The organism is Pseudomonas sp. TE3552, from assembly GCF_056278945.1.
Map to the genome: position 1 here is coordinate 3030368 of NZ_JBWBQJ010000001.1, position 19037 is coordinate 3049404.

Annotated in this window: 13 protein-coding genes and 2 pseudogenes; 8 read left to right on the forward strand and 7 right to left on the reverse strand. The window is 57.3% G+C overall.

Annotated features, from left to right (window positions below; translation table 11 throughout):
* Positions 1–223 precede the first annotated feature (223 nt).
* Positions 224–688, forward strand: coding sequence for a helix-turn-helix domain-containing protein (locus ACZ9BB_RS13440; protein ID WP_476214204.1), 465 nt, complete (start codon positions 224–226; stop codon positions 686–688).
* A 16-nt stretch (positions 689–704) separates the two neighbouring features.
* Here ACZ9BB_RS13440 and ACZ9BB_RS13445 read toward each other — a convergent pair whose 3' ends face one another.
* The gene (locus tag ACZ9BB_RS13445) at positions 705–1529 is read right to left on the reverse strand and encodes an alpha/beta fold hydrolase (RefSeq protein WP_476214205.1); all 825 of its coding nucleotides are present in this window, start codon (positions 1527–1529) and stop codon (positions 705–707) included.
* Positions 1530–1562: 33 nt separating this feature from the next.
* Positions 1563–2138 carry a flavodoxin family protein gene (locus ACZ9BB_RS13450; RefSeq protein WP_476214206.1) on the reverse strand — a complete coding sequence of 192 codons (576 nt, stop codon included), beginning with the start codon at positions 2136–2138 and terminating at the stop codon, positions 1563–1565.
* A gap of 319 nt (positions 2139–2457) precedes the next feature.
* Between ACZ9BB_RS13450 and ACZ9BB_RS13455 the strand changes: the two genes are divergently transcribed.
* Positions 2458–5262, forward strand: a complete 2805-nt coding sequence (locus ACZ9BB_RS13455; RefSeq protein WP_476214207.1) for an ATP-binding protein — start codon at positions 2458–2460, stop codon at positions 5260–5262.
* Here the strand turns inward: ACZ9BB_RS13455 and ACZ9BB_RS13460 are convergent.
* A pseudogene (locus tag ACZ9BB_RS13460) lies at positions 5227–6696 on the reverse strand (ATP-binding protein). The gene ACZ9BB_RS13455 and the pseudogene ACZ9BB_RS13460 overlap by 36 nt on opposite strands.
* 185 nt (positions 6697–6881) lie before the next feature.
* Positions 6882–7832 carry a GlxA family transcriptional regulator gene (locus ACZ9BB_RS13465; RefSeq protein ID WP_476214208.1) on the reverse strand — a complete coding sequence of 317 codons (951 nt, stop codon included), beginning with the start codon at positions 7830–7832 and terminating at the stop codon, positions 6882–6884.
* Between the two features lie 235 nt (positions 7833–8067).
* Between ACZ9BB_RS13465 and ACZ9BB_RS13470 the strand changes: the two genes are divergently transcribed.
* Complete coding sequence (locus ACZ9BB_RS13470) at positions 8068–8790, forward strand: pirin family protein (protein ID WP_476214209.1); 723 nt, start codon at positions 8068–8070, stop codon at positions 8788–8790.
* A 222-nt stretch (positions 8791–9012) separates the two neighbouring features.
* Here the strand turns inward: ACZ9BB_RS13470 and ACZ9BB_RS13475 are convergent.
* Positions 9013–10825: pseudogene (locus tag ACZ9BB_RS13475) on the reverse strand (ABC transporter ATP-binding protein).
* Positions 10826–11050: 225 nt separating this feature from the next.
* Here ACZ9BB_RS13475 and ACZ9BB_RS13480 point away from each other — a divergent pair.
* The 5 genes from ACZ9BB_RS13480 to ACZ9BB_RS13500 all read left to right on the forward strand — a co-directional run bounded on the left by ACZ9BB_RS13480 (position 11051) and on the right by ACZ9BB_RS13500 (position 16173).
* On the forward strand, positions 11051–11464 hold the full coding sequence (locus tag ACZ9BB_RS13480; protein ID WP_476214210.1) for a VOC family protein: 414 nt from the start codon (positions 11051–11053) through the stop codon (positions 11462–11464).
* Positions 11465–12072: 608 nt separating this feature from the next.
* Positions 12073–12801: a winged helix-turn-helix domain-containing protein gene (locus tag ACZ9BB_RS13485; protein ID WP_476214211.1), complete on the forward strand. Its 729-nt coding sequence runs from the start codon at positions 12073–12075 to the stop codon at positions 12799–12801.
* A 12-nt stretch (positions 12802–12813) separates the two neighbouring features.
* Entirely contained in the window at positions 12814–13569 is a 756-nt protein-coding gene (locus tag ACZ9BB_RS13490) for an EAL domain-containing protein (RefSeq protein ID WP_476218304.1), read from the forward strand.
* Positions 13570–13607: 38 nt separating this feature from the next.
* On the forward strand, positions 13608–14276 hold the full coding sequence (locus ACZ9BB_RS13495; protein ID WP_476214212.1) for a winged helix-turn-helix domain-containing protein: 669 nt from the start codon (positions 13608–13610) through the stop codon (positions 14274–14276).
* A gap of 502 nt (positions 14277–14778) precedes the next feature.
* Entirely contained in the window at positions 14779–16173 is a 1395-nt protein-coding gene (locus ACZ9BB_RS13500; RefSeq protein WP_476214213.1) for an undecaprenyl-phosphate glucose phosphotransferase, read from the forward strand.
* A gap of 411 nt (positions 16174–16584) precedes the next feature.
* Here ACZ9BB_RS13500 and ACZ9BB_RS13505 read toward each other — a convergent pair whose 3' ends face one another.
* On the reverse strand, positions 16585–16944 hold the full coding sequence (locus tag ACZ9BB_RS13505; RefSeq protein ID WP_476214214.1) for a VanZ family protein: 360 nt from the start codon (positions 16942–16944) through the stop codon (positions 16585–16587).
* A complete protein-coding gene (locus ACZ9BB_RS13510; protein ID WP_476218306.1) occupies positions 16941–19031 on the reverse strand; it encodes a YjbH domain-containing protein in 2091 nt (696 codons plus the stop codon). The genes ACZ9BB_RS13505 and ACZ9BB_RS13510 overlap by 4 nt, the downstream gene beginning before the upstream one ends.
* Positions 19032–19037: the final 6 nt, after the last annotated feature.

Sequence of the window (19037 nt, forward strand, 5' to 3'; positions counted from 1 at the left end):
CAATCTTGCATGACCGTGCATCGGTGCGAATTGCAGCGATGTGCTCAGTTGGCACATTTTCACCCTTAAGCCTGACTGCGGAATTAACAACGTTTAACTCGTAAGCCAAAGCCCTCGCGACCAAGAATGAAGCCTTCTGCGCAGACTTGTTTTTTTAGACAAGGGAACGTGCTGACCCACCGTGCAGTGCACCCGCGCGCGCCCATCGATACGGACATTGGCCATGGCTCTCATTCAGCAAAACGCGATCAAGGCGTGTGCCATTGAAACGCAAAAAAAACCCACGGGTGGCCTTAGCCCCTGGCGCGAAACCCTGGTCAAGCAATTGATCCTCGACCATATCGGCGAAACCCTGGAAGTGACCGAACTGGCACGGGCCTGCGCCCTGTCACGCAGTCATTTTTCCCGAGCGTTCAAGTGCAGCACCGGCCTCTCGCCGCAAGACTGGATTCGTCTGCAACGCATCGCCCGGGCCAAGCAGTTGATCCAGGACACCGACCTGACCCTGACGCAAATCAGCCTGGAATGTGGCTTCTGCGATCAGGCACATTTCTCTCATATCTTTACTCGCAGCGAAGGCATCACACCGTTTGCCTGGCGTTGCCGGACCGTGCGTGCTCTTCCCTCTCTCAACAGCAAAAGATCGCGGCCTTCGCCAGCGCCTACAGGTGCTCACATGTCCCTGTAGGCGCCTTTGATTTTGATCAGCCCTTGATGAACGCCAGCAGATCTTCGTTGAGTTGATCCTTGTGGGTATCGGTCAGGCCGTGCGGGGCTCCCGGATAGACCTTCAACGTGGAGCCCTTGACCAGTTTCGCCGAGGCGATGCCCGCAGCTTCGATCGGCACTACCTGGTCGTCGTCGCCATGCACCACGAGGGTTGGCACATCGAACTTTTTCAAGTCTTCGGTGAAGTCGGTTTCGGAGAACGCCTTGATGCAGTCATACGCGTTCTTGTGGCCGGACATCATGCCCTGCAGCCAGAACCAGTCGATCATGCCTTGGGACGGCTTGGCACCCGGTCGGTTGAAACCGAAGAACGGACCGCTGGCCAAATCCTTGTACAGCTGCGAACGGTCGACCAAAGACGCCTGACGAATACCGTCGAACACTTCCATTGGCAGGCCGCCAGGGTTGGCCTCGGTCTTGAGCATCTGCGGCGGCACCGAGGAAATCAGCCCGGCCTTGGCCACGCGAGCGGTGCCGTGGCGACCGATGTAACGCGCCACTTCGCCACCGCCGGTAGAGAAACCGAACAGCACAGCGTTTTGCAGATCCAGATGCTCGATCAGCTGCGCCAGGTCATCGGCGTAGGTGTCCATTTCGTTGCCGAACCATGGCTGGCTCGAACGACCGTGGCCACGGCGGTCATGGGCGATGACCCGGTAGCCTTGGGAGGCCAGGAAGATCATCTGCGACTCCCAACTGTCGGCATTCAACGGCCAACCGTGGCTGAAGACGATCGGCTGACCGGTGCCCCAGTCCTTGTAGTAAATCTCGGTGCCGTCTCGGGTGGTAAAGGTGCTCATTGTGATGCCTCCTAAAGCAGGGGGTTACGGTGGTTAATAAGAGGTGTGGGCCATTCGTTCGGCCAGGCGCGCCACCCGCTCGCCCAAATGCGCGGCGGTGCGGCGGTCTTCGAGGGGGGGTGCAAGTTCGGGGGACTGTTCGACGTTCGATTGGGCCATCGCCCCCAGCGAGCTGCCGAGTCGGTTCAATTGCCCATCTAACAGGCCCGTGCTGCTACGTGCCGGCAGCAGGTCGAGGCCGACCCAGATCATCGAGTGCTGGGCGGCGAACACTGCCATCTGCAGCAAGGTGTTGAGCTTGTCGCCGCACAGGCAGCCGGAGTTGGTGAAGCCAGCGGCGAGTTTGTCGCGCCATGGCTGGGCCAGGTAGAAAGAGGCGGTAGCGTCCATGAAGCCCTTGAAGGCTGCCGAGGCACTGCCCATATAGGTCGGGGCGCCGAAGATGATTGCATCGGCGCGGTGCAAGCGTTCCCAGTGATCGTCCACTTCTTCGACCGGAATCAGCCGACAGGTGCTGCCCAAGTGCCGTTCCACACCCTGGCCCACGGCTTCGGCCATGGCCCGGGTGTGCCCGTAACCACTGTGATAGACCACCACCACGTTGCTCATTCCGGCTCCTCCAGAAGTGTTCTTCCTTTTTGCAGCACGTTTTTTATTGCTTAAAGGCCGATACCTTCGGCTACTTGAAGAAATGGATTTTTGAGCGTAGACCGAACGCAGACGAGTTAAACGTTGTTAATTTTCAACGGTGCGCCCACGAACCCGGCCAGCGCCGCCCCCAATAAATACGGGATCGACAAGTGCTGGCGGGAACCCGGCAGCGATGCACACACCAACGAGGTGCCCGACAGAGCATTGCACTGCCGGAAAAACCTCAGGAATATGCCCGTATACCGTGCGATAGGCGGATGCAAGCAGGAGTGACCCGTTGACCCTTTCCCCCGAACAGACCATCCATTTCGGCCCTTACCGGATCTACCCCGGACAACGCCTGGTGATGGAGGCCGACCAGCCCCTGCGCCTGGGCCGGCGGGCCATGGACATTCTGTTGATCCTGCTGGAGCACGCCGGGAATGTGGTGAGCAAGCAACAACTGATTGCCCGGGTCTGGCCTAAAAGCGTGGTGGAAGACATCAACCTGCGGGTGCACATGGCGGCGCTGCGCAAAGCCCTCGGCGACGGTCAGGCCGGCCAGCGCTACATCGTCACCGTTGCCCAGCGCGGCTACAGTTTTGTCGCGCCGTTTTCCCTGGCGCCCATCGAACAACACCCGCAGAACGACACCGTTGAGCCGGGCGGCCATAACCTGCCGATCCGCCGGACCCGCATGATCGGTCGTCAGTCCCTGGTCGACAGCGTGTTGGCGCAACTGTCGCGGCAGCGTTTCATCACCCTCGCGGGCCCCGGCGGGATCGGCAAGACGACCGTGGCGCTGCGCGTCGCCGAGCAACTGATCGGCCACTATCGAGACGGCATTCGCCTGCTGGACCTGGCACCGATCAATGACACCTCGATGATCACTGCGCATTTAGCGACGCTGCTGGATTTGTCCTTGCACGATGCCGAACCCATGAACGGTCTGGCGACTTTTCTGCGCGAGCGGCAGATGCTGCTGGTCATCGACAACTGCGAACACCTGATCGATGCCATTGCCGTACTCTGCGAAAGCATCCTGCGCGCGGCGCCCCAGGTGCACATTCTGGCCACCAGTCGCGAGAGCCTGCGGGCCGAAGGCGAATGCGTGCAGCGCCTGGAATCGCTGGACTGCCCGCCGCCCATCGCGGTGCTCGATCGCGCTCAGGCCCTGACATTTTCGGCGCTGCAATTGTTTGTCGAACGGGCAATGGCCAGCCACGACAGTTTTGAACTGAGCGAAGCCGAACTGCCGCTGGCGATTGAAATCTGTCGTCGCCTGGACGGCATACCGTTGGCCATCGAACTGGCAGCGGCACAAGTGGGCAGCCTGGGTTTGAGTGGGTTGCTGTCGCAACTGCAAGGCAGTTTTCGCCTGCTCACCCAAGGCTGCCAGACCACCCTGGGCCGCCATCAGACCCTGCGCGCCACACTGGACTGGAGCTTCGAACTGCTCAATGCCTGTGAGCAAACCTGCCTGCGCCGATTGGGCGTGTTCCGGGGCGGTTTCACCCTGGAGTCGGCGGCCGCGGTGATCGTCGGCGAACACATCGAGCCCGATGTGGTATTCGGCTCGATCACCCAATTGGTCGCCAAGTCGTTGCTAAACGTGGAAGTCGGCGACGAAGAGGTGTTCTACCGTCTGCTCGACACCACGCGTAGCTATGCCCTGGAAAAACTCGGCCAGGCCCAAGAGCTGCCGGACACCCGAGAGCGCCACGCCGAACGCTGCCTGGCGTTGATGCATCAGGCCCAGAATGACTGGGAGCACATCCCGAGCGAGCGCTGGACCGAGCGTTACGCCCGCAGCCTGGAAGACATCCGGGCTGCGCTCGATTGGGGCTTGAACGCTCAAGGGTCAAAGAGCCTGGCGATCCGCCTTGCGGCAGCCTCAACGCCGCTGTGGCAGGAACTGTCGCTACTCAAGGAACACGGGGCGCATGTGCGCAAAGCGTTGGCGTTGCTCGAGGCGGCGCATCAGCCCTGCCCTCGTTTGAAAATGACCCTGACGCTCGCCCTCGGCAGTTCCTGCTACCACACCCAGGCCGGTACCGCCGAAACCGTCAAAGCGTTCGTCAACGCCAAACGTCTGGCCGAACACTGCAACGATATGTCCGGTCAGCTCAAAGCCATTTCCGGGCACTTGGCCGTCAACCTCGTTTGCGGCAACTACCGAATGGCGCTGAAACAGAGCCGGCAGTTCGACCGGTTGAGGCTGCATGGCGATGCCATGTTGTCCCTCAGCACTCAGCGCTTGCAAGTCCTTGCCCTGCATTTTGCCGGGCATCAGGAACTGGCACGGGAGAATGCCGAACAGGTCATTCAGGGCCTGGCCCAGAGCGGTCATCTCAACCGCTTCACCTACGGTTTTGGTGTGCAGTACGATCAGAGCGTTGCAGCGCTGACGATTCTGGCGCGTATCCTCTGGTTACAAGGGCACCCCGAAAAAGCCTGGCGCACCGCGCGACAGGCGCTCGACATCGCGATTCAGATCAATCATGGCACCTCTATCTGCTACACCCTGGCGCTGTCCGGTTGCCTGATCGCCCACTACAACGGCGATGCCCCGGTAGCCCGCGAGCTCCTGGGCCTTTTGCGCGAGCAAGCGCAGAAACACTCGGTGCTGCTGTTCTACACCTGGGCCAGGCACTACGCGCAAGTGATCGACGCTGCCGACGCGCACGCGTCCCCGCCACCGGATACCGGGTTGATCAAGGAAATCATGGTGACCCTGGATAGCGGGTTCATCGATGACGCGCTGCTGGAACGGGCCGAAAACGGTACGGCCGGCTGGAGCACGGCGGAGATTCTGCGGGCCAGGGCCGAGGCGGTGCTGGCCGAGGATTGCCCGACCAGGGCCGACGCGGCCGAGGCGGTGCTGCTCAAGGCTTTGGCCGTGGCAAAAAACCAGGGCGCGCTGGCTTGGGAGCTGCGCAGCGCCACGTCGCTGGCACAGTTATGGCAGCACCAGGGCCACTTCCGGCAAGCCTATGAGCTGTTGACGCCGATTTACCAGCGGTTCACCGAAGGCTTTGCCACACCGGACCTGACGAAAGTCCGTCGGTTACTCGACGAGCTGCAGCGACACCTGCCTGGCTGATGTAGCGGGTATAGCGGGTATAGCGCTGTTCAACGGCGCGCAAAAATGGCCACTGTGTTCGAGTTTTTCCAGGGCATAGGTGCGGGTGGTATTGAGGAGACGGTAACGCGTCGCGCCGCCCCCCTGCTCCACCGACAGCAGCGATTTGCGCGCCAGATGTTCCACCACTTTCACCAGGCTTGCGGGCGTCAGCACCGCGCAACTGATTACGTTGATCGCCGCGTCCAGCGTGAACGCCATGTTGAACACCGCCAGCCGCTGCAACACGGTTTGCTCCAACGGGCCCAGCCGCTCATAGCTCCAGTCCAGCGCCGCTTTGAGGGTCTGATGCCGAGGTACCGCGGTGCGCCGGCCTTGAGTCAACAACTGCAGGCAGTTGCCGAGTTGCGCTTGCAACCCCACCAGCGCCAGCGCATCGATCTGCGCCGCCGCCAGTTCAATGGCCAAGGGCAGGCCATCAAGGCGTCGACAGATTTCGCGCACAGCCTTCAGATCTTGTTCGCGCAGGACAAACCCATGCTGCCGGGCTCGGGCGCGGCTGACAAACAGCTGCACCGCCGAGTAGTCCATGGCCTCGGCCACGCTGTAGATCGCCGAGGCCGGCGGCACCGTCAGGGGCGGTAAACGCAGCACCGTTTCCCCAATAGCCTGCAGTGGTTCACGGCTGGTGACCAGGATCGACAACCGTGGCGCCGAGGCCAGCAGGTCTTCCACCACTGCCCGGCAACGGTCGAGCAGGTGTTCGCAATTATCGAGCAGCACCAAGGCATGCCGTTGCGCCAGCGCTTCCCCGCCGACCTCCAGTTCCAGAGTGCACGACAGATGATCGACGAGCTGCGACGGGTCATTGATGGCCGCCAGATCCACCATCCAGACGCCATCCTGATAGTGCTGCAACAGCAACTCGGCTACGCGCAACGCCACGGTGGTCTTGCCGATGCCGGCCGGACCAGCCAAAGTCATGAAGCGTCGAACCGGCAATTGCCGGACCACGCTGCCGACAATCGAATCGCGGCCGGTCACCGGTGTGAGCCGCGCCGGCAGGTTGTGCTGAGGCTTGTACACCGTCTCGGCCAGAAGCTGTGTGCCAACCCGATCGCGCTGCACCGGGGCGATAAAGCTATAACCGCACTGAGGAACGTTGACGATGTAGCGCTGCCCGTTCTCCCCATCGCCGAGTGCCCGACGCAGGGCGGCAATGTGTACGCGCAGGTTGATTTCCTCGACCACCGAGGTCGGCCAGACGTGAGCAATCAGCGCCTCTTTGCTGACCACCGCACCGGCGTGCTCGACCAGCACCTGCAAAATTTCCAGGGCTCGCCCGCCCATGCGCAGCGGCCGATCACCGTCCAGGATCAGTCGCTGATGCAGGTGGAACGCATAGGGCCCGAACCGCAGTACCGAATCGCTATTTATATTTCTAAGGCTGTTCATGCACGTTCATGCGCTGAAAACCCGGTCCCGCTCGAGGTACTGCAAGATCCGTCGCACGAGTCCATCCAGGCTCCCGCGCCTCCATGGCAAAGAGTTCACGGGTATCTTGGCAGGCATGGATGACGGTACAACGGCCACGGGAGGAGCGTCACGGACATCACGGTGCGCGCAACGGACAACGCCTCTTAACTGAACTGTTCGCGATACTGCGTGGGGGTCAGGCCGAGCTTTTCACTGAACAGGAAACGCATGTGCCGCACGCTGCCGAAACCACTTTTAAAGGCCACGGTCTTGAGCGGCACGTCACTGGTTTCCAGCAGGTTCCTGGCGCAATCGATGCGCGCATTTTGCAGAAACTCCATGGGCGTCATGTTCACTTCCCGGGCGAAAACCCTGGCGAAGTGCCGCGCACTCATGGTTGCCAGACTGGCCATGCGTTCGATGCTGAACGCTTCATCAAGGTGTTCGAGTACATAGTTCTGCACCCGGGTGATCGGCGTTTCATGGGGCGCCACCGCCGCCATCAACGGACTGAACTGCGCCTGCCCGCCCTGGCGCTTCATCACCACCAGCAGCACTTTGGCGACATCCTGGGCGACTTTTTTACCATGGTCCTGGGCAACCACCGCCAACGCCAGGTCGATACCCGCGGTGACGCCGCCGGAGGTGATGAGATTGCGGTCTTGCACGTAAATCTGATCGGTCTCGACGCTGGCCTTGGGAAAGCCCTTGATCAGTCGTTCGGTGTAATGCCAGTGAGTGGTCACGCGGTAGCCATCCAGCAGCCCGGCATGCCCGAGCACAAACGCGCCGGTGCAGATCGAACCATAACGACTCGCCCGGGTAACAGCGCCCTGAAGCCAGCCGAGCAGCGACGGATGCTTTTCGTTATAGGCACCCGGGCCACCGGGCACCAGCAACAAGTCATAGCGCTCGTTCGCTTGATCGATGTGCAGATCGGCTTGCAGGCTCACGCCATTGGAGGCCCGCAACGCGCCGTGTTCAGTGCCGATGGTCGACAGCTCATAACGGTCCGCCGGCTCCAGATAGCGATTGGCGATGGAAAACACTTCCATGGGCCCGGCCATGTCGAGCAGAAGAAAGTCTGGAAACAACACCATTGCCACGGTTTTCATGGGTTCAAGGTCACTAAAAGAGAACTGTTTAATAGCACTGCGCCGAACGCCAAACCCTTGTGTATCACGCCCGGCATTATGGCCAAATGTAACAACAAGAATACATGAACCCGCTCACATAACTGTCAACTTGAACGGGACAGTATTTCAGTTTCCATCTACTTATTGCACCAGAAGGTAAACATTAACCTTCTCCTCACTCGGACGAATTCACGTCCTGACAGGAGATTTCATCATGCTGACCCTTCGTAAAGCTTCGGATCGTGGCGCGGCCAATCATGGTTGGTTGAAGTCGTTCCACACCTTTTCCTTCGCCAATTACCGCAACCCGCGCGAGCAGGGTTTTTCCGACCTGCTGGTGATCAACGACGACCGCGTGGCCGCCGGAAAAGGTTTTGGCCAGCACCCTCACCGCGACATGGAAATATTTTCCTATGTGCTTGAAGGAGCCCTGGAACACAAGGACACGTTGGGCACCGGTTCGGTGATCCGCCCCGGTGACGTGCAATTGATGAGCGCCGGCAGCGGCGTCGCCCACAGTGAATACAATCACTCGGCGACACGCCCGGTGCACTTCCTGCAAATCTGGATCGTGCCGGAGGTCAGCGGCGCCAAACCGCGTTATCAACAAGAGCACTTCAGCACGCAGAAAAAACGCGGGCGCTTGCAGCTGATCATCTCCCCGGACGGCGCTAACGGTTCGCTGAAAGTTCAGCAGGATGCACGGGTGTATGCCGGCCTGATCGACGGCAAGGAAAGCGCCACCCTGGAACTGGCCGCCGATCGCTACGCCTATGTGCATGTGGCGCGCGGCAGTGTCGAGCTCAACGGCATGCCGTTGCAGGAAGGCGACGGTGTGCGGGTTCGGGAAGAACAGGTACTGACCTTGAGCAACGGCGTGGATGCCGAGGTGTTGGTGTTTGATTTGCGGCCGCAGGAATTGCCGCAGATGCCATGAAGCCCCACACCTTGTGGCGAGGGGGCTTGTCCCCGCTCGGCTGCGCAGCAGTCGCCAAGCCAGTGAATGCGGTGTGCCTGATTCACCGTGGTGGCAGGGCTCAGGACTGCTTCGCAGCCCAGCGGGGGCAAGCCCCCTCGCCACATTAGTCCGTATCACCAGGCACAAAAAAAAATGGCACGCGGGGCAGCACAAATCCCGCTCCCACAGGGAATTGAGGCGCTACCGGTAACCGCGAGCCTGCACGTTGAACAACTGCGCATAACGCCCGCCCGCCGCGACCAGGCTGTCGTGATCGCCTCGCTCAAGGATCGACCCCTGGTCCAGCACGATGATGTGATCGGCATTGCGCACGCTGGAAAACCGGTGAGAAATCAGCAACGTCATACGGCCTTCGGTGTGCTGACTGAAATGCTCGAACACCGCCGCTTCTGCCGCCGGGTCCAGGGCCGAGGTCGGCTCATCCAGAATCAGGATATCGGCGTCGCGGCGCATGTAAGCGCGAGACAAAGCGATCTTTTGCCATTGCCCGCCGGACAACTCTTGCCCACCGGCGAACCATCGCCCCAATTGCGTGGCATAACCGCGATCCAGACGTTCGATAAAAGGTGCGGCCATGCCCTCGGCAGCCGCTTGCTGCCAACGAGCTTGATCGTTGAACGCCAGGGTATCGCCCACGCCGATGTTCTCGCCCACGGAGAACTGGTAGCGAATGTAGTCCTGGAAGATCACACCGATGCGTCGCCTCAGCGCTTCTTCTTCCCAGGACTGCAAATCGCTGCCGTCCAGCAAGATACGGCCCTGGTCGGGGCGATACAGGCGCGTCAGCAACTTGATCAGCGTGGTTTTGCCCGAACCGTTTTCCCCCACCAGCGCCACGCTGTGCCCGGGCATCAAGTGCAGATCGATGCCCTGTAAAGCAGCACGGCTCGCCCCCGGATAACGGAAACCGACGTTCTCAAAACGCAAACCATCGCCGGGCACCGCGCCCACGGTAAGGTTTCCGGTGTCAGCCACAACGGGCTCGGCCAAATACTCGTAGAGGCTCGACAGGTAAAGGCCGTCCTCGTAGAGACCGCTGATCGCGCTCAAGCTACTGCTCACGGCGGCCTGCCCCTGTTTGAACAGCACCAGGTACATGGTCATTTGCCCGAGGCTGATGCTGCCGTGAACAGTGTCGACCACAACCCAGGCGTAGGCCAGGTAAAACGCCGCGGTGCCCAGCAACCCCAGCACAAATCCCCAACCATCGCGACGCAGCGTCAGGCGCCGATCTTCGGCGTAAAGTCGAGCAAACGTGTCCCTATAGCGCTTCAACAGCAGCGGCGCGAAGCCGAAACAGTTTCACTTCCTTGATATAGCCCTCATGAGAGAGCAGCGTTTCGATGTAATTCTGCTGGCGACTCTCCGGCGCCCGCCGAGTGAACAGCCGAAAGGCATCCCCGGAAAAATGTGCTTCGGCAAAGAACACCGGCAACGCACCGACCACCAGCAGCACCAGTGCCCACGGCGAAAAATGCACCAGCAACACACCGAAGCTGATCAATACAATCAGGTTCTGGATCAGCCCCAGCGACTTCATCACCAGCGCCAACGGCCGGGTCGATGCTTCGCGCCGCACCCGTACAAGCTTGTCGTAGAACTCGGAATTCTCGAACTGGACCAACGATAACGTCTGGGCCTTCTCCAGAATCATCGTGTTGACCTTCTGCCCCAACTGCACTCGCAACAACGACTGCTGAACCGACAGTGCGCGCTGCGTCCCGGACAGCAACGCAAGCACACCCGCTTCGAGCAGCACATAGCGCACAACCGGCCACAACGGCGCACTGCCCTGTTGGGCGTGCAACTGCATGGCGGTGACAACCGCATCGACAATCCGCTGCCCCAACCAGGCCGCCAGTGCCGGCAGCACACCGGCGATCAGTGTCGCCAGCACCAACCCCAGAAACAGCCCGCGGGACGTTTCCCAGACGAGTAACAAGGCACGTCTCGCTTGGTCGAACAAAGAGGCGAAACGGGTAAGGACAGGCATAAGGCGATGGACTCGGAGACGGATGTCAGAGAAACGCGGCAGGTTCTACGGTACGTGTAATAAAGGTATGAGGCGATAAACCTCGCCGCGCCCATAGAAAAAACATCTAAAAAAAACTCACCGCTGACCAGGTTTTAGCGCTTTGCTATGAGGAACTAGCCCAGGATTCAAGAACGAAGCTGAACGTCCAACCGATATGCCCCTCTTTATTACTGGGAGCCAATCATGAAAATCAATCCCTACCTGATCTTCAACGGCGACTGCCAGGCCGCTTTCAAGTTCTACGCCCAAAGCCTGCCTGGCAAGATCGAAGTCATGATGACCTTCGGCGAAACCCCGGCTCGCGAGCAGGTGCCGGCGAACTGCTACAACCTGATCATTCATACGCGCCTGCTGGTCGGGGACCAGGCGATCATGGGGTCGGATACCACACCGGATCGCCCCACCGCTACAATGAGCGGTTGTTCGGTTTCGTTGAATGTCGACAGTGTGGCCGAGGCAGAGCGGGTTTTTGCTGCGTTGGCGGAGGGCGGCAAAATTGAAATGCCATTAGCCGCGACGTTCTGGGCGGCACGTTTCGGGATGCTGGTCGATCGTTTTGGCGTGGCCTGGATGATTAATTGCGAAAAGGATCAGTGACCGGTCTCCCCCCCGGTTAGCACACAGATTTTCTGGCGCTTTACCATCAACTTTGGTGATTTTTATTCAATAACCAAACAGAATAACTACACGTTCACAAATTCTGCCTTTGACACAAAATATTACGAATACAATGCAAATGGACTCAATTAATATACCTCCCAAGCCCCGCTTGCCCTAAAAAGAGGCGATCGCAGAACTGATCGCCTCCCGAACGCGCATCCACCTCACCATAGAACACCGTGGAATATCCTTATAAATCAACTCCAGTTTTCAAAAATGCGGACGCCTGCACAGTTCATACGCAAGACTTCTCTGTTGTGCCTTGTTCTGCAGCCAAAGTGGCAATCAGCCATTGCGTCTGTATTGTTCATAGAAAAGTCAACCTAAAGCGTCTAGTCCGAGTGAAAGGGGCACCACCAACTAAGCCTGATATCACGAACACAAATGGGCGTAAGCCTCGACAGTTGCTTATGTCATTGAATCAGCTAAAACTACCGACCATGGAATGACGCGTGCTCACGACCGGAAATGTTATAAAACGTCAGATAATTTCAGTATTTTGTGTATTAAGATTGCAACGCCAGCACATATGAGTAATTTGCACGATGAGCACTGAGAGCAAAATCGAAAATAGCCAGAGGGGTATTCTCGCTATTGGGCGCACTTGGCGCTCGACAGAGAAACTTGAACAGCTGTTTGCATCCAAACTTACAAATGTTTATACATTAGATTACCCGAACCTGCTAAGCCCTGACATTGAAACTAAAAAACTCGATACCGTATTGATCGATATTGAAAGCTCCTCGACGCTTAATGATAGCCTGGCACTGATTAAGAAGTTACGTATAACCCAGACAGAACTGGCCATTATCGTAGCCATCAATTATCGCTCTCCGCACGCTAAAATTGAATGTTACCTGGCCGGAGCCGATCACTGCATCAATGTACCTAATGATCAGGATGAAAAAACCCGGTTAATTGCAGAGTTATTAGAAACACCTGAATGGCAGCCCACCGTCAAGTTGACCCTGGACCAAACCTGCCTGCACTTGTACGACAATGACTACAAACTGGATCTGGCTTATCAGGAAATGAAAGCCCTGGATGCACTTATCAATGCAGAAGGCAATATCCTGCACCATGATTCTATGGCCGAGTCCATGGGTTTGAATATAAAACTCTACGACTCACGTGTTCTGGAGAAATCCATCAGCCGGCTTCGAAATAAAATCAAAAAGCACTTTGGCATTAACATCATTCACAGTGTACGCGGTTATGGCTATCGACTGCTTCGAGGTGTCGTATCAGTCAATCAGGCAAACTTCCATTCTTAAAGGGATTACATGATGGAGCCCAGCAGGCAAGCTATGGTGCAAGAGAACTTCGCATTGGTTTTCTTCAGGCAATCGATTCTCAAACGAAACGATGAGCTGTTCGGCAGCGAAATATATGCCAAAGCGACCAAACAGGAGACGCCGCTGAACAAGGGGTATCAACAACTGCATCCCGATCATCCGCTGGCGACTTATCGCGAAGTCCTGACTCGGATACAATTGAATGCCCTCTCGCAAATTGAGGCCATGCCTTCCCCATCCGCACAGGCACCCAACAAACTGTTCGTGACCATGAATCAATCTGCTTTATTGGATAAAGCGCTCATCAAGGAAATGAACGATGCTCAGGCGGTACTCAAAAAGCATGAACAACAACTGATCCCCAGCATTAACAACAGTTCGTTCCAGTCATTCAACCTGAAAGAAAAAAGAACCATTATTAATCACATCCACCTATTAAAGGACAATGGGATCGAAATCGCTTTCGATGGTTATGACTTGAGTGATGACAGCACTGAAAAACTGATCAGCCCGACACTGTTCGACTACATAAAAGTGGACCTGACCAAATCCAATTTCGACATCATGGTCGAAAACAGCCAGGATTTTTTCAACAGATCCTATGACCGCCTGAGCGGCATGATCCACGACAGCAAAATCAAGTTCGTGGCGGACCGGGTGGAGCACAAGGCATTGCACACACTGGCTCGCAGCATGCCTTTCGATTTTTTTCAGGGGAGATACTACTCTCCAACTGAGCTTATCTAGGCTTTGAAAATTTCACCAAACTAGGAAGGAACCTTATTGTGAACACACCAAATAATAGCTTTCTTATTTTCACCAAAGATCAACTGGCCCGACAAACAATAGAATCGCTTCTCGCACAGCGCCTGTATTCATCTTTCGAAATCGAGTCTGGAAAACTCAGCAGCGAACGCATCAGGAAGAGTCGATTCACGCACATCCTGCTCGACCAGGCAGATATCTCACTGAGTGATGTAAGCTTTATCCGCAAAAATCAAAAAGATGCGGAAATCATACTCATAACGCCCAATTCTGAAGCCTCAGAACTCCATCACTTCTCGCACTTCGGAGTGGACGGCTTTCTCAAGAAGCCGGTGGCTGACGACGAGTTCATTTCGGCAGTCAGTCGGGTTAAAGAATCACAGAGCAATCCCGATATCTGGTGGTTTAACGCTGACGATCGAACATTAGTCAAGGAAGACACCTCGATACCATTAACCGGTACCGAATCATTAATGCTCACTCAACTGATCCTCAGTGATCGCCGCGTACTCAGCAAGCACGACCTTATTCTGCGTATCGATAAAGACCCGGAGAATTATAGCGGTCTTGAAATGTGCTTGAGCCGGCTGCAGAAGAAGTTCAAGACTGCAGCCAACGGAGAACGACTGATTCGCTCGGTCAGAAACCGTGGTTATTGCCTGGCACAAAGGATAAGAGTCGCGTACTAAGCGTGAGATCGCAAAAACAATAACAACAAATGCGACTCCCGCTTCATTCGATACACCCACTGTTTAACTGCCTGGCCTCCTGGCATTTGCAATTCCTGCCTCCTCTCTCGTCCATCTCCTCGCTATAGTTCCCGCCCGCCTTCCTCGTTCGTGATGCAACCCGGCATACGTTTATCGGAATGCTGCAATTATATAGACGATTCAGCGACTCCCACCTAACGAAACAGTACGACCTTTTATAACAAAGCCCCTGACCGCATGGCCGTTATAATTCGTCAGACACACACCTCGATTAAGGTACTAGTATAAAAACCTGGACACTGAGACAACCGTATCAGCTGACTTTAAAACAACATCCGGATGGCCAGTCATAAGCCCGCGTTATTCCCTTCTAATAATAAAAACCTCTGATTGAACCGCGCTCGCTAAGCCTTTGCGCGTGGCTGCCATTTATTAACCGTCGACTGATACACAACGTGGCGCACGCCCGAGGGACACCGCGATGGTACATAATCGTATTAATCGAAATAGCATAACCAAAGGACTGACCTTCTGGGGGCAATGGATAATTGCCATTACGTCGGTCAATGCGTTGTTATTTGCTCTGGCGCTGTATCAAACAGGAGAAATTGAAGCCCATTATCGTGTGCTTGCAGTACTTACTTTCCTCGGTTCGGTCCCCTCCTACTCCCTGTTGCTGGTCTATCACAAGCAACATGGCTATCTCACCGGCCTGGGTCGCCTGCTGCTGGGTTGGCTGCTGACGCTCACCGGGCTGACCAGTATCGGATTTTTAAGTAAAACCAGTGAATTGTTCTCCCGAGAGATCATCCTGGTCTGGGCGGTGGCCGGCTATTGCGTGCAGGCCTTGTTGTATTTGCCCTTGCACAGTTTTTCCAGGCACTACCATCGGCAATTGCACAGCCAAAACAACACCTTGATTATCGGTACCGACCAACTGGCGGTGAATCTGGCTGACAAACTGGCCAAAACCGAGTATCCGCCGCTGGTGGGCCTGATCAGCTCAAAACCCAACGAGCTATCTACCAATGTCAGTGCCCACAGGATCGTCGGCCAATTGCAGGAGCTGCGCGAGCTGATCCGGGTGCACGATGTCCGCCGGCTGTACATCGCGCTGCCCCTGAGCGAAGCCAAACAGGTCGAAGCGCTGTACATCGATCTTCTCGACTCGAATGTCGACGTGGTCTGGGTTCCCGACCTGGGCAGCATGACGCTGCTCAATCACTCCATCAGCGAGCTGGATGGCCTGCCCGCAATCCACCTCAACGAAAGCCCGCTGACCAGTTACCCGACTGCGGCGTTGAGCAAGACTTTGCTGGACAGAAGTCTGGCCGCCCTGGCGCTGATCGGCTTCAGTCCGCTGCTGCTGGTGATTGCTGTCGCGGTGAAGATTTCTTCCCCCGGCCCGATCATCTTCAAGCAGGAGCGCCACGGCTGGAACGGCAAGATCATCAAGGTCTGGAAGTTCCGCTCGATGCGCCTGCACGACGACCACCAAGTCCGCCAGGCCGGCCGTGAAGATCCGCGCATCACCCCGGTCGGCCGTTTCATTCGACGCACGTCCATCGATGAACTGCCGCAGTTCTTCAATGTGCTGCAAGGCCATATGGCGCTGGTCGGGCCGCGGCCACATGCGATTGCCCATAACGACTACTACACAGGCAAGATCCAGGCTTACATGGCTCGCCATCGAATCAAACCGGGCATCACCGGGCTCGCCCAGATCAGTGGCTGCCGTGGCGAAACCGAGACCCTGGACAAGATGCAAAAACGTGTGGAGATCGACCTCAACTACATCAACAACTGGTCGTTGTGGCTCGATATCAAAATCCTGATCAAGACGCCCTTCACGCTTTTTTCCAAGGATATCTATTAACTGCCGCGATTCGCCCCCCGCCTGTTCTTCAGCTTATGGCTAACAAAGCCACAATCCGGGCAGTCAGATCTCTGACTGCCCACCCTCTCCCCGCCTTACCCCATTCACCCTCTGTTTTGCAGCAACTCCGACAGCTGCGCTCGCCTGCAGCTGCCGAGCCTGCGAGGCTGCGTTCGGCAGCGAAGCCGTCGTCAAGCCAGAACTTGCGGTGCATCAGGCAAACCGCGTCAGCCGGATTCACGGCTGCTGCGCAGCCGAACGCAGCCTCGCAAGCTCGACAGCTGCTACTGATCGCATTACGGATTAATTGACTGACATGTGCCGGATGGCAAGAGAGGTGTTGCAGGAGGGAGTACAGCGAGGATCAACAGTGACAGCCTGCCAGTAGACGGCCAAGTACTTCACGCGTTTTCAGCGCACCCAGTACCTTGAAATCAATAACCCCATCAACACGCCGATAGTATTTGCCAACATGTCGTAGGGAGAAGCCGTGCGCAGCGGCATCAAACCTTGCGCAAGCTCGATGAGCACGCCAGTGAGCAAACACCCCAAGGCGATCCAGCGGAACTTCACATTGGGAAAGGCCAAGCGGCAGCTGCACGCAAATACCAGAAAGCCGATCCAGTGATGGAGCTTGTCCTCTTCGACGAACAGCTCCGGGATCGGCTGAGAGCGCAAACCCGCGAACAGCAGAATCCCGGTCACCGCAGCAAAGGCCAGGCCCCGGAGCCAGAACGGCAACTCGATCAAGCCCTTGAGCCACGTAATCATTCGGTAATTTTCTCGAAGTTGTTGTAGAACAGGCTGCTGTCACGCCCGTCGGTCATGGTTTGCAGCGAGTAAGCGCGGCTCAGGCGTGCACCGCCATCGCGGGTCAATGGTGCCCAGACGATATTGGCCCGGCGCATGGTCGAGGTACTCAACAACTCGTCGAATGGAATGGAAATATAGATCCCTTTGTCGAAGCTACCCTCACCATACTCCTCCTTCGACGCGGTGGTCAGAGTGACCCAACCGCCAAACTTCACGCCGTTTTTGAACACCCGCGACAAGTCGACGGTGGTGCCCCAGTCCCGCGCCAGATAACGCCCGACACTGACTGCTGCAAGCATGTCATCGGGCAATTCAGTATAGCTGGTGACATGGCCCGTCACGGTCTTGTAATCACGCAGGCCAAAACCCTGATCAAAATCCCGTTGACGCACGAAGTTCAGATCAGCACCCACCGACCAGCGTTTCCCCGTGGGCCGATACAGCACTTCGCTGCCAACGCCGGCGAACATGGACTCCAGGTAGCCGCCATAGACCATGCCATACAAGTCTTGATCCAGCTGTTTCGCATGGTTGAACTGGAACGTCGGCATCGTCACATCGGAGGTGGTCATGTATTGGCGCAAATCGGTGCGTACTCGCGGCAGCCCACTCGGCGCGTCGTAGGTGAAGTTGTCGTAGTTGTTCAGCAGATTGGCGCTGAGCAAGCCACTCCACCAGGTGTTGCGGGTGAAACGGTACTCCGCGTCGGCATCGGCGGTGAACTGATAGAGCAGTCCGTCGGGGCCGCCGATGTTCTGTTTGTAGCCCAGGCCCAAGCCATAGCTGAACGGCTCCAGCGCCTGGGTGTAGAGCGTGGTTTCACGGTGCGCCATCGCCGGGTTGACCTCAGTCGTACGGTGCAGATCCTTCAGCGGCTGGTCGTTGCTCACCACTGCGCGGAACGTTTCGCGCGGCACGCTGGTTTCTTCGATGGACATGTCATAACGCTGGTTCACCAGGGTAAACCAGTCGATGTCCTGATTGACGCTGTTATCAAGAATCCGGCTCGCTCGCCCGACGGCCTTCGCCGAATAAAAATAACGGGACTGCTCGCCATACACCATCAGTTCCGAGCCGCGCTGGGTGATGCGTTTCACCTTATAGCCGGCATTCTGCTGCAGCCGATCGGAGACATCAGCCCAGTTGACCTGATCGGCCGGGGTCGACGGTGCCTGTGCTGGCAGCGGCTCGGCAGGCGGGTCATAGGTCTTGGCCGGCGCCTTGCGGCTGACAAAGTTGGTGTGCAAGGTGATGCCGAACATCGCAGTGTTGCCGCGCTCCCAGCCAGCGCTCAGATCGACGCTATCGGCCAGTTTGTAGACCACGCCGATATTGATCGGCAGGTCTTGCTTGATCGGGTTGTCCAGTGGTTCGTTCTTGTAATCGTTGCCTTCGTACTCGAGCTTCAGGCTCAGCGGTTCCCACGGCGTTTGGTAGTTAATCCCGCCAAACAACGAAGGGTGGCCCCTGAAGTAAGCGTTGGTGTTCACATCCCCTGCTCTGGCCACCGCAGCCGTGCTCTGCGGCCGGTCGTTGAAGCTGCTGCCAAAGACCGCCAGCGGGTTACTGAAATCTCCTCGGTTACCCAAATAACCCCAGGCAATGCCGAGGCTGAAATCCAGGTCGCCGTAACGCTTGTTGGCGACGAAATATTCGCTGGAAAACAGCCCGGTACCGCCGATGTCCCGGGCACCAACGGCGACCTGCGGGGCCCAGTGACTTTCTTCCCAAAGCCGCGCCTTGAAGTCGATGGCTTTGTCTTTGAAACTCTGGTCGCCGCTCAACTCCTCGGAGCCATACCTGCGGTTGGTGATCGCCGTATAACGAAACGAACCCTCCAGCCAATCGAGCGGTTGCAAGGAAAAACCGTAGCGCGTGTAAGGATCGGTACGACTGGCCGTAGCGCTCAACTCCCCTGCGGGGGCCATGCGTGCGGTGGGGGTCTGTAGCAGACCGACGCCACCGAAATCGCTCTGGGTGTAGCGCGGTTCACTGTGAACCAATCCGCAGGGCAGGAGCAATGCAGCAGCAAAATGTAACTTCAACGGGTA

Excerpts from the sequence above, each read along its gene's own strand:
- ACZ9BB_RS13440 (WP_476214204.1), top strand. The coding sequence starts at position 224 with ATGGCTCTCATTCAGCAAAACGCGATCAAGGCGTGTGCCATTGAAACG.
- ACZ9BB_RS13445 (WP_476214205.1), bottom strand. The coding sequence starts at position 1,529 with ATGAGCACCTTTACCACCCGAGACGGCACCGAGATTTACTACAAGGAC.
- ACZ9BB_RS13450 (WP_476214206.1), bottom strand. The coding sequence starts at position 2,138 with ATGAGCAACGTGGTGGTGGTCTATCACAGTGGTTACGGGCACACCCGG.
- ACZ9BB_RS13465 (WP_476214208.1), bottom strand. The coding sequence starts at position 7,832 with ATGAAAACCGTGGCAATGGTGTTGTTTCCAGACTTTCTTCTGCTCGAC.
- ACZ9BB_RS13470 (WP_476214209.1), top strand. The coding sequence starts at position 8,068 with ATGCTGACCCTTCGTAAAGCTTCGGATCGTGGCGCGGCCAATCATGGT.
- ACZ9BB_RS13480 (WP_476214210.1), top strand. The coding sequence starts at position 11,051 with ATGAAAATCAATCCCTACCTGATCTTCAACGGCGACTGCCAGGCCGCT.
- ACZ9BB_RS13485 (WP_476214211.1), top strand. The coding sequence starts at position 12,073 with ATGAGCACTGAGAGCAAAATCGAAAATAGCCAGAGGGGTATTCTCGCT.
- ACZ9BB_RS13490 (WP_476218304.1), top strand. The coding sequence starts at position 12,814 with ATGGAGCCCAGCAGGCAAGCTATGGTGCAAGAGAACTTCGCATTGGTT.
- ACZ9BB_RS13500 (WP_476214213.1), top strand. The coding sequence starts at position 14,779 with ATGGTACATAATCGTATTAATCGAAATAGCATAACCAAAGGACTGACC.
- ACZ9BB_RS13505 (WP_476214214.1), bottom strand. The coding sequence starts at position 16,944 with ATGATTACGTGGCTCAAGGGCTTGATCGAGTTGCCGTTCTGGCTCCGG.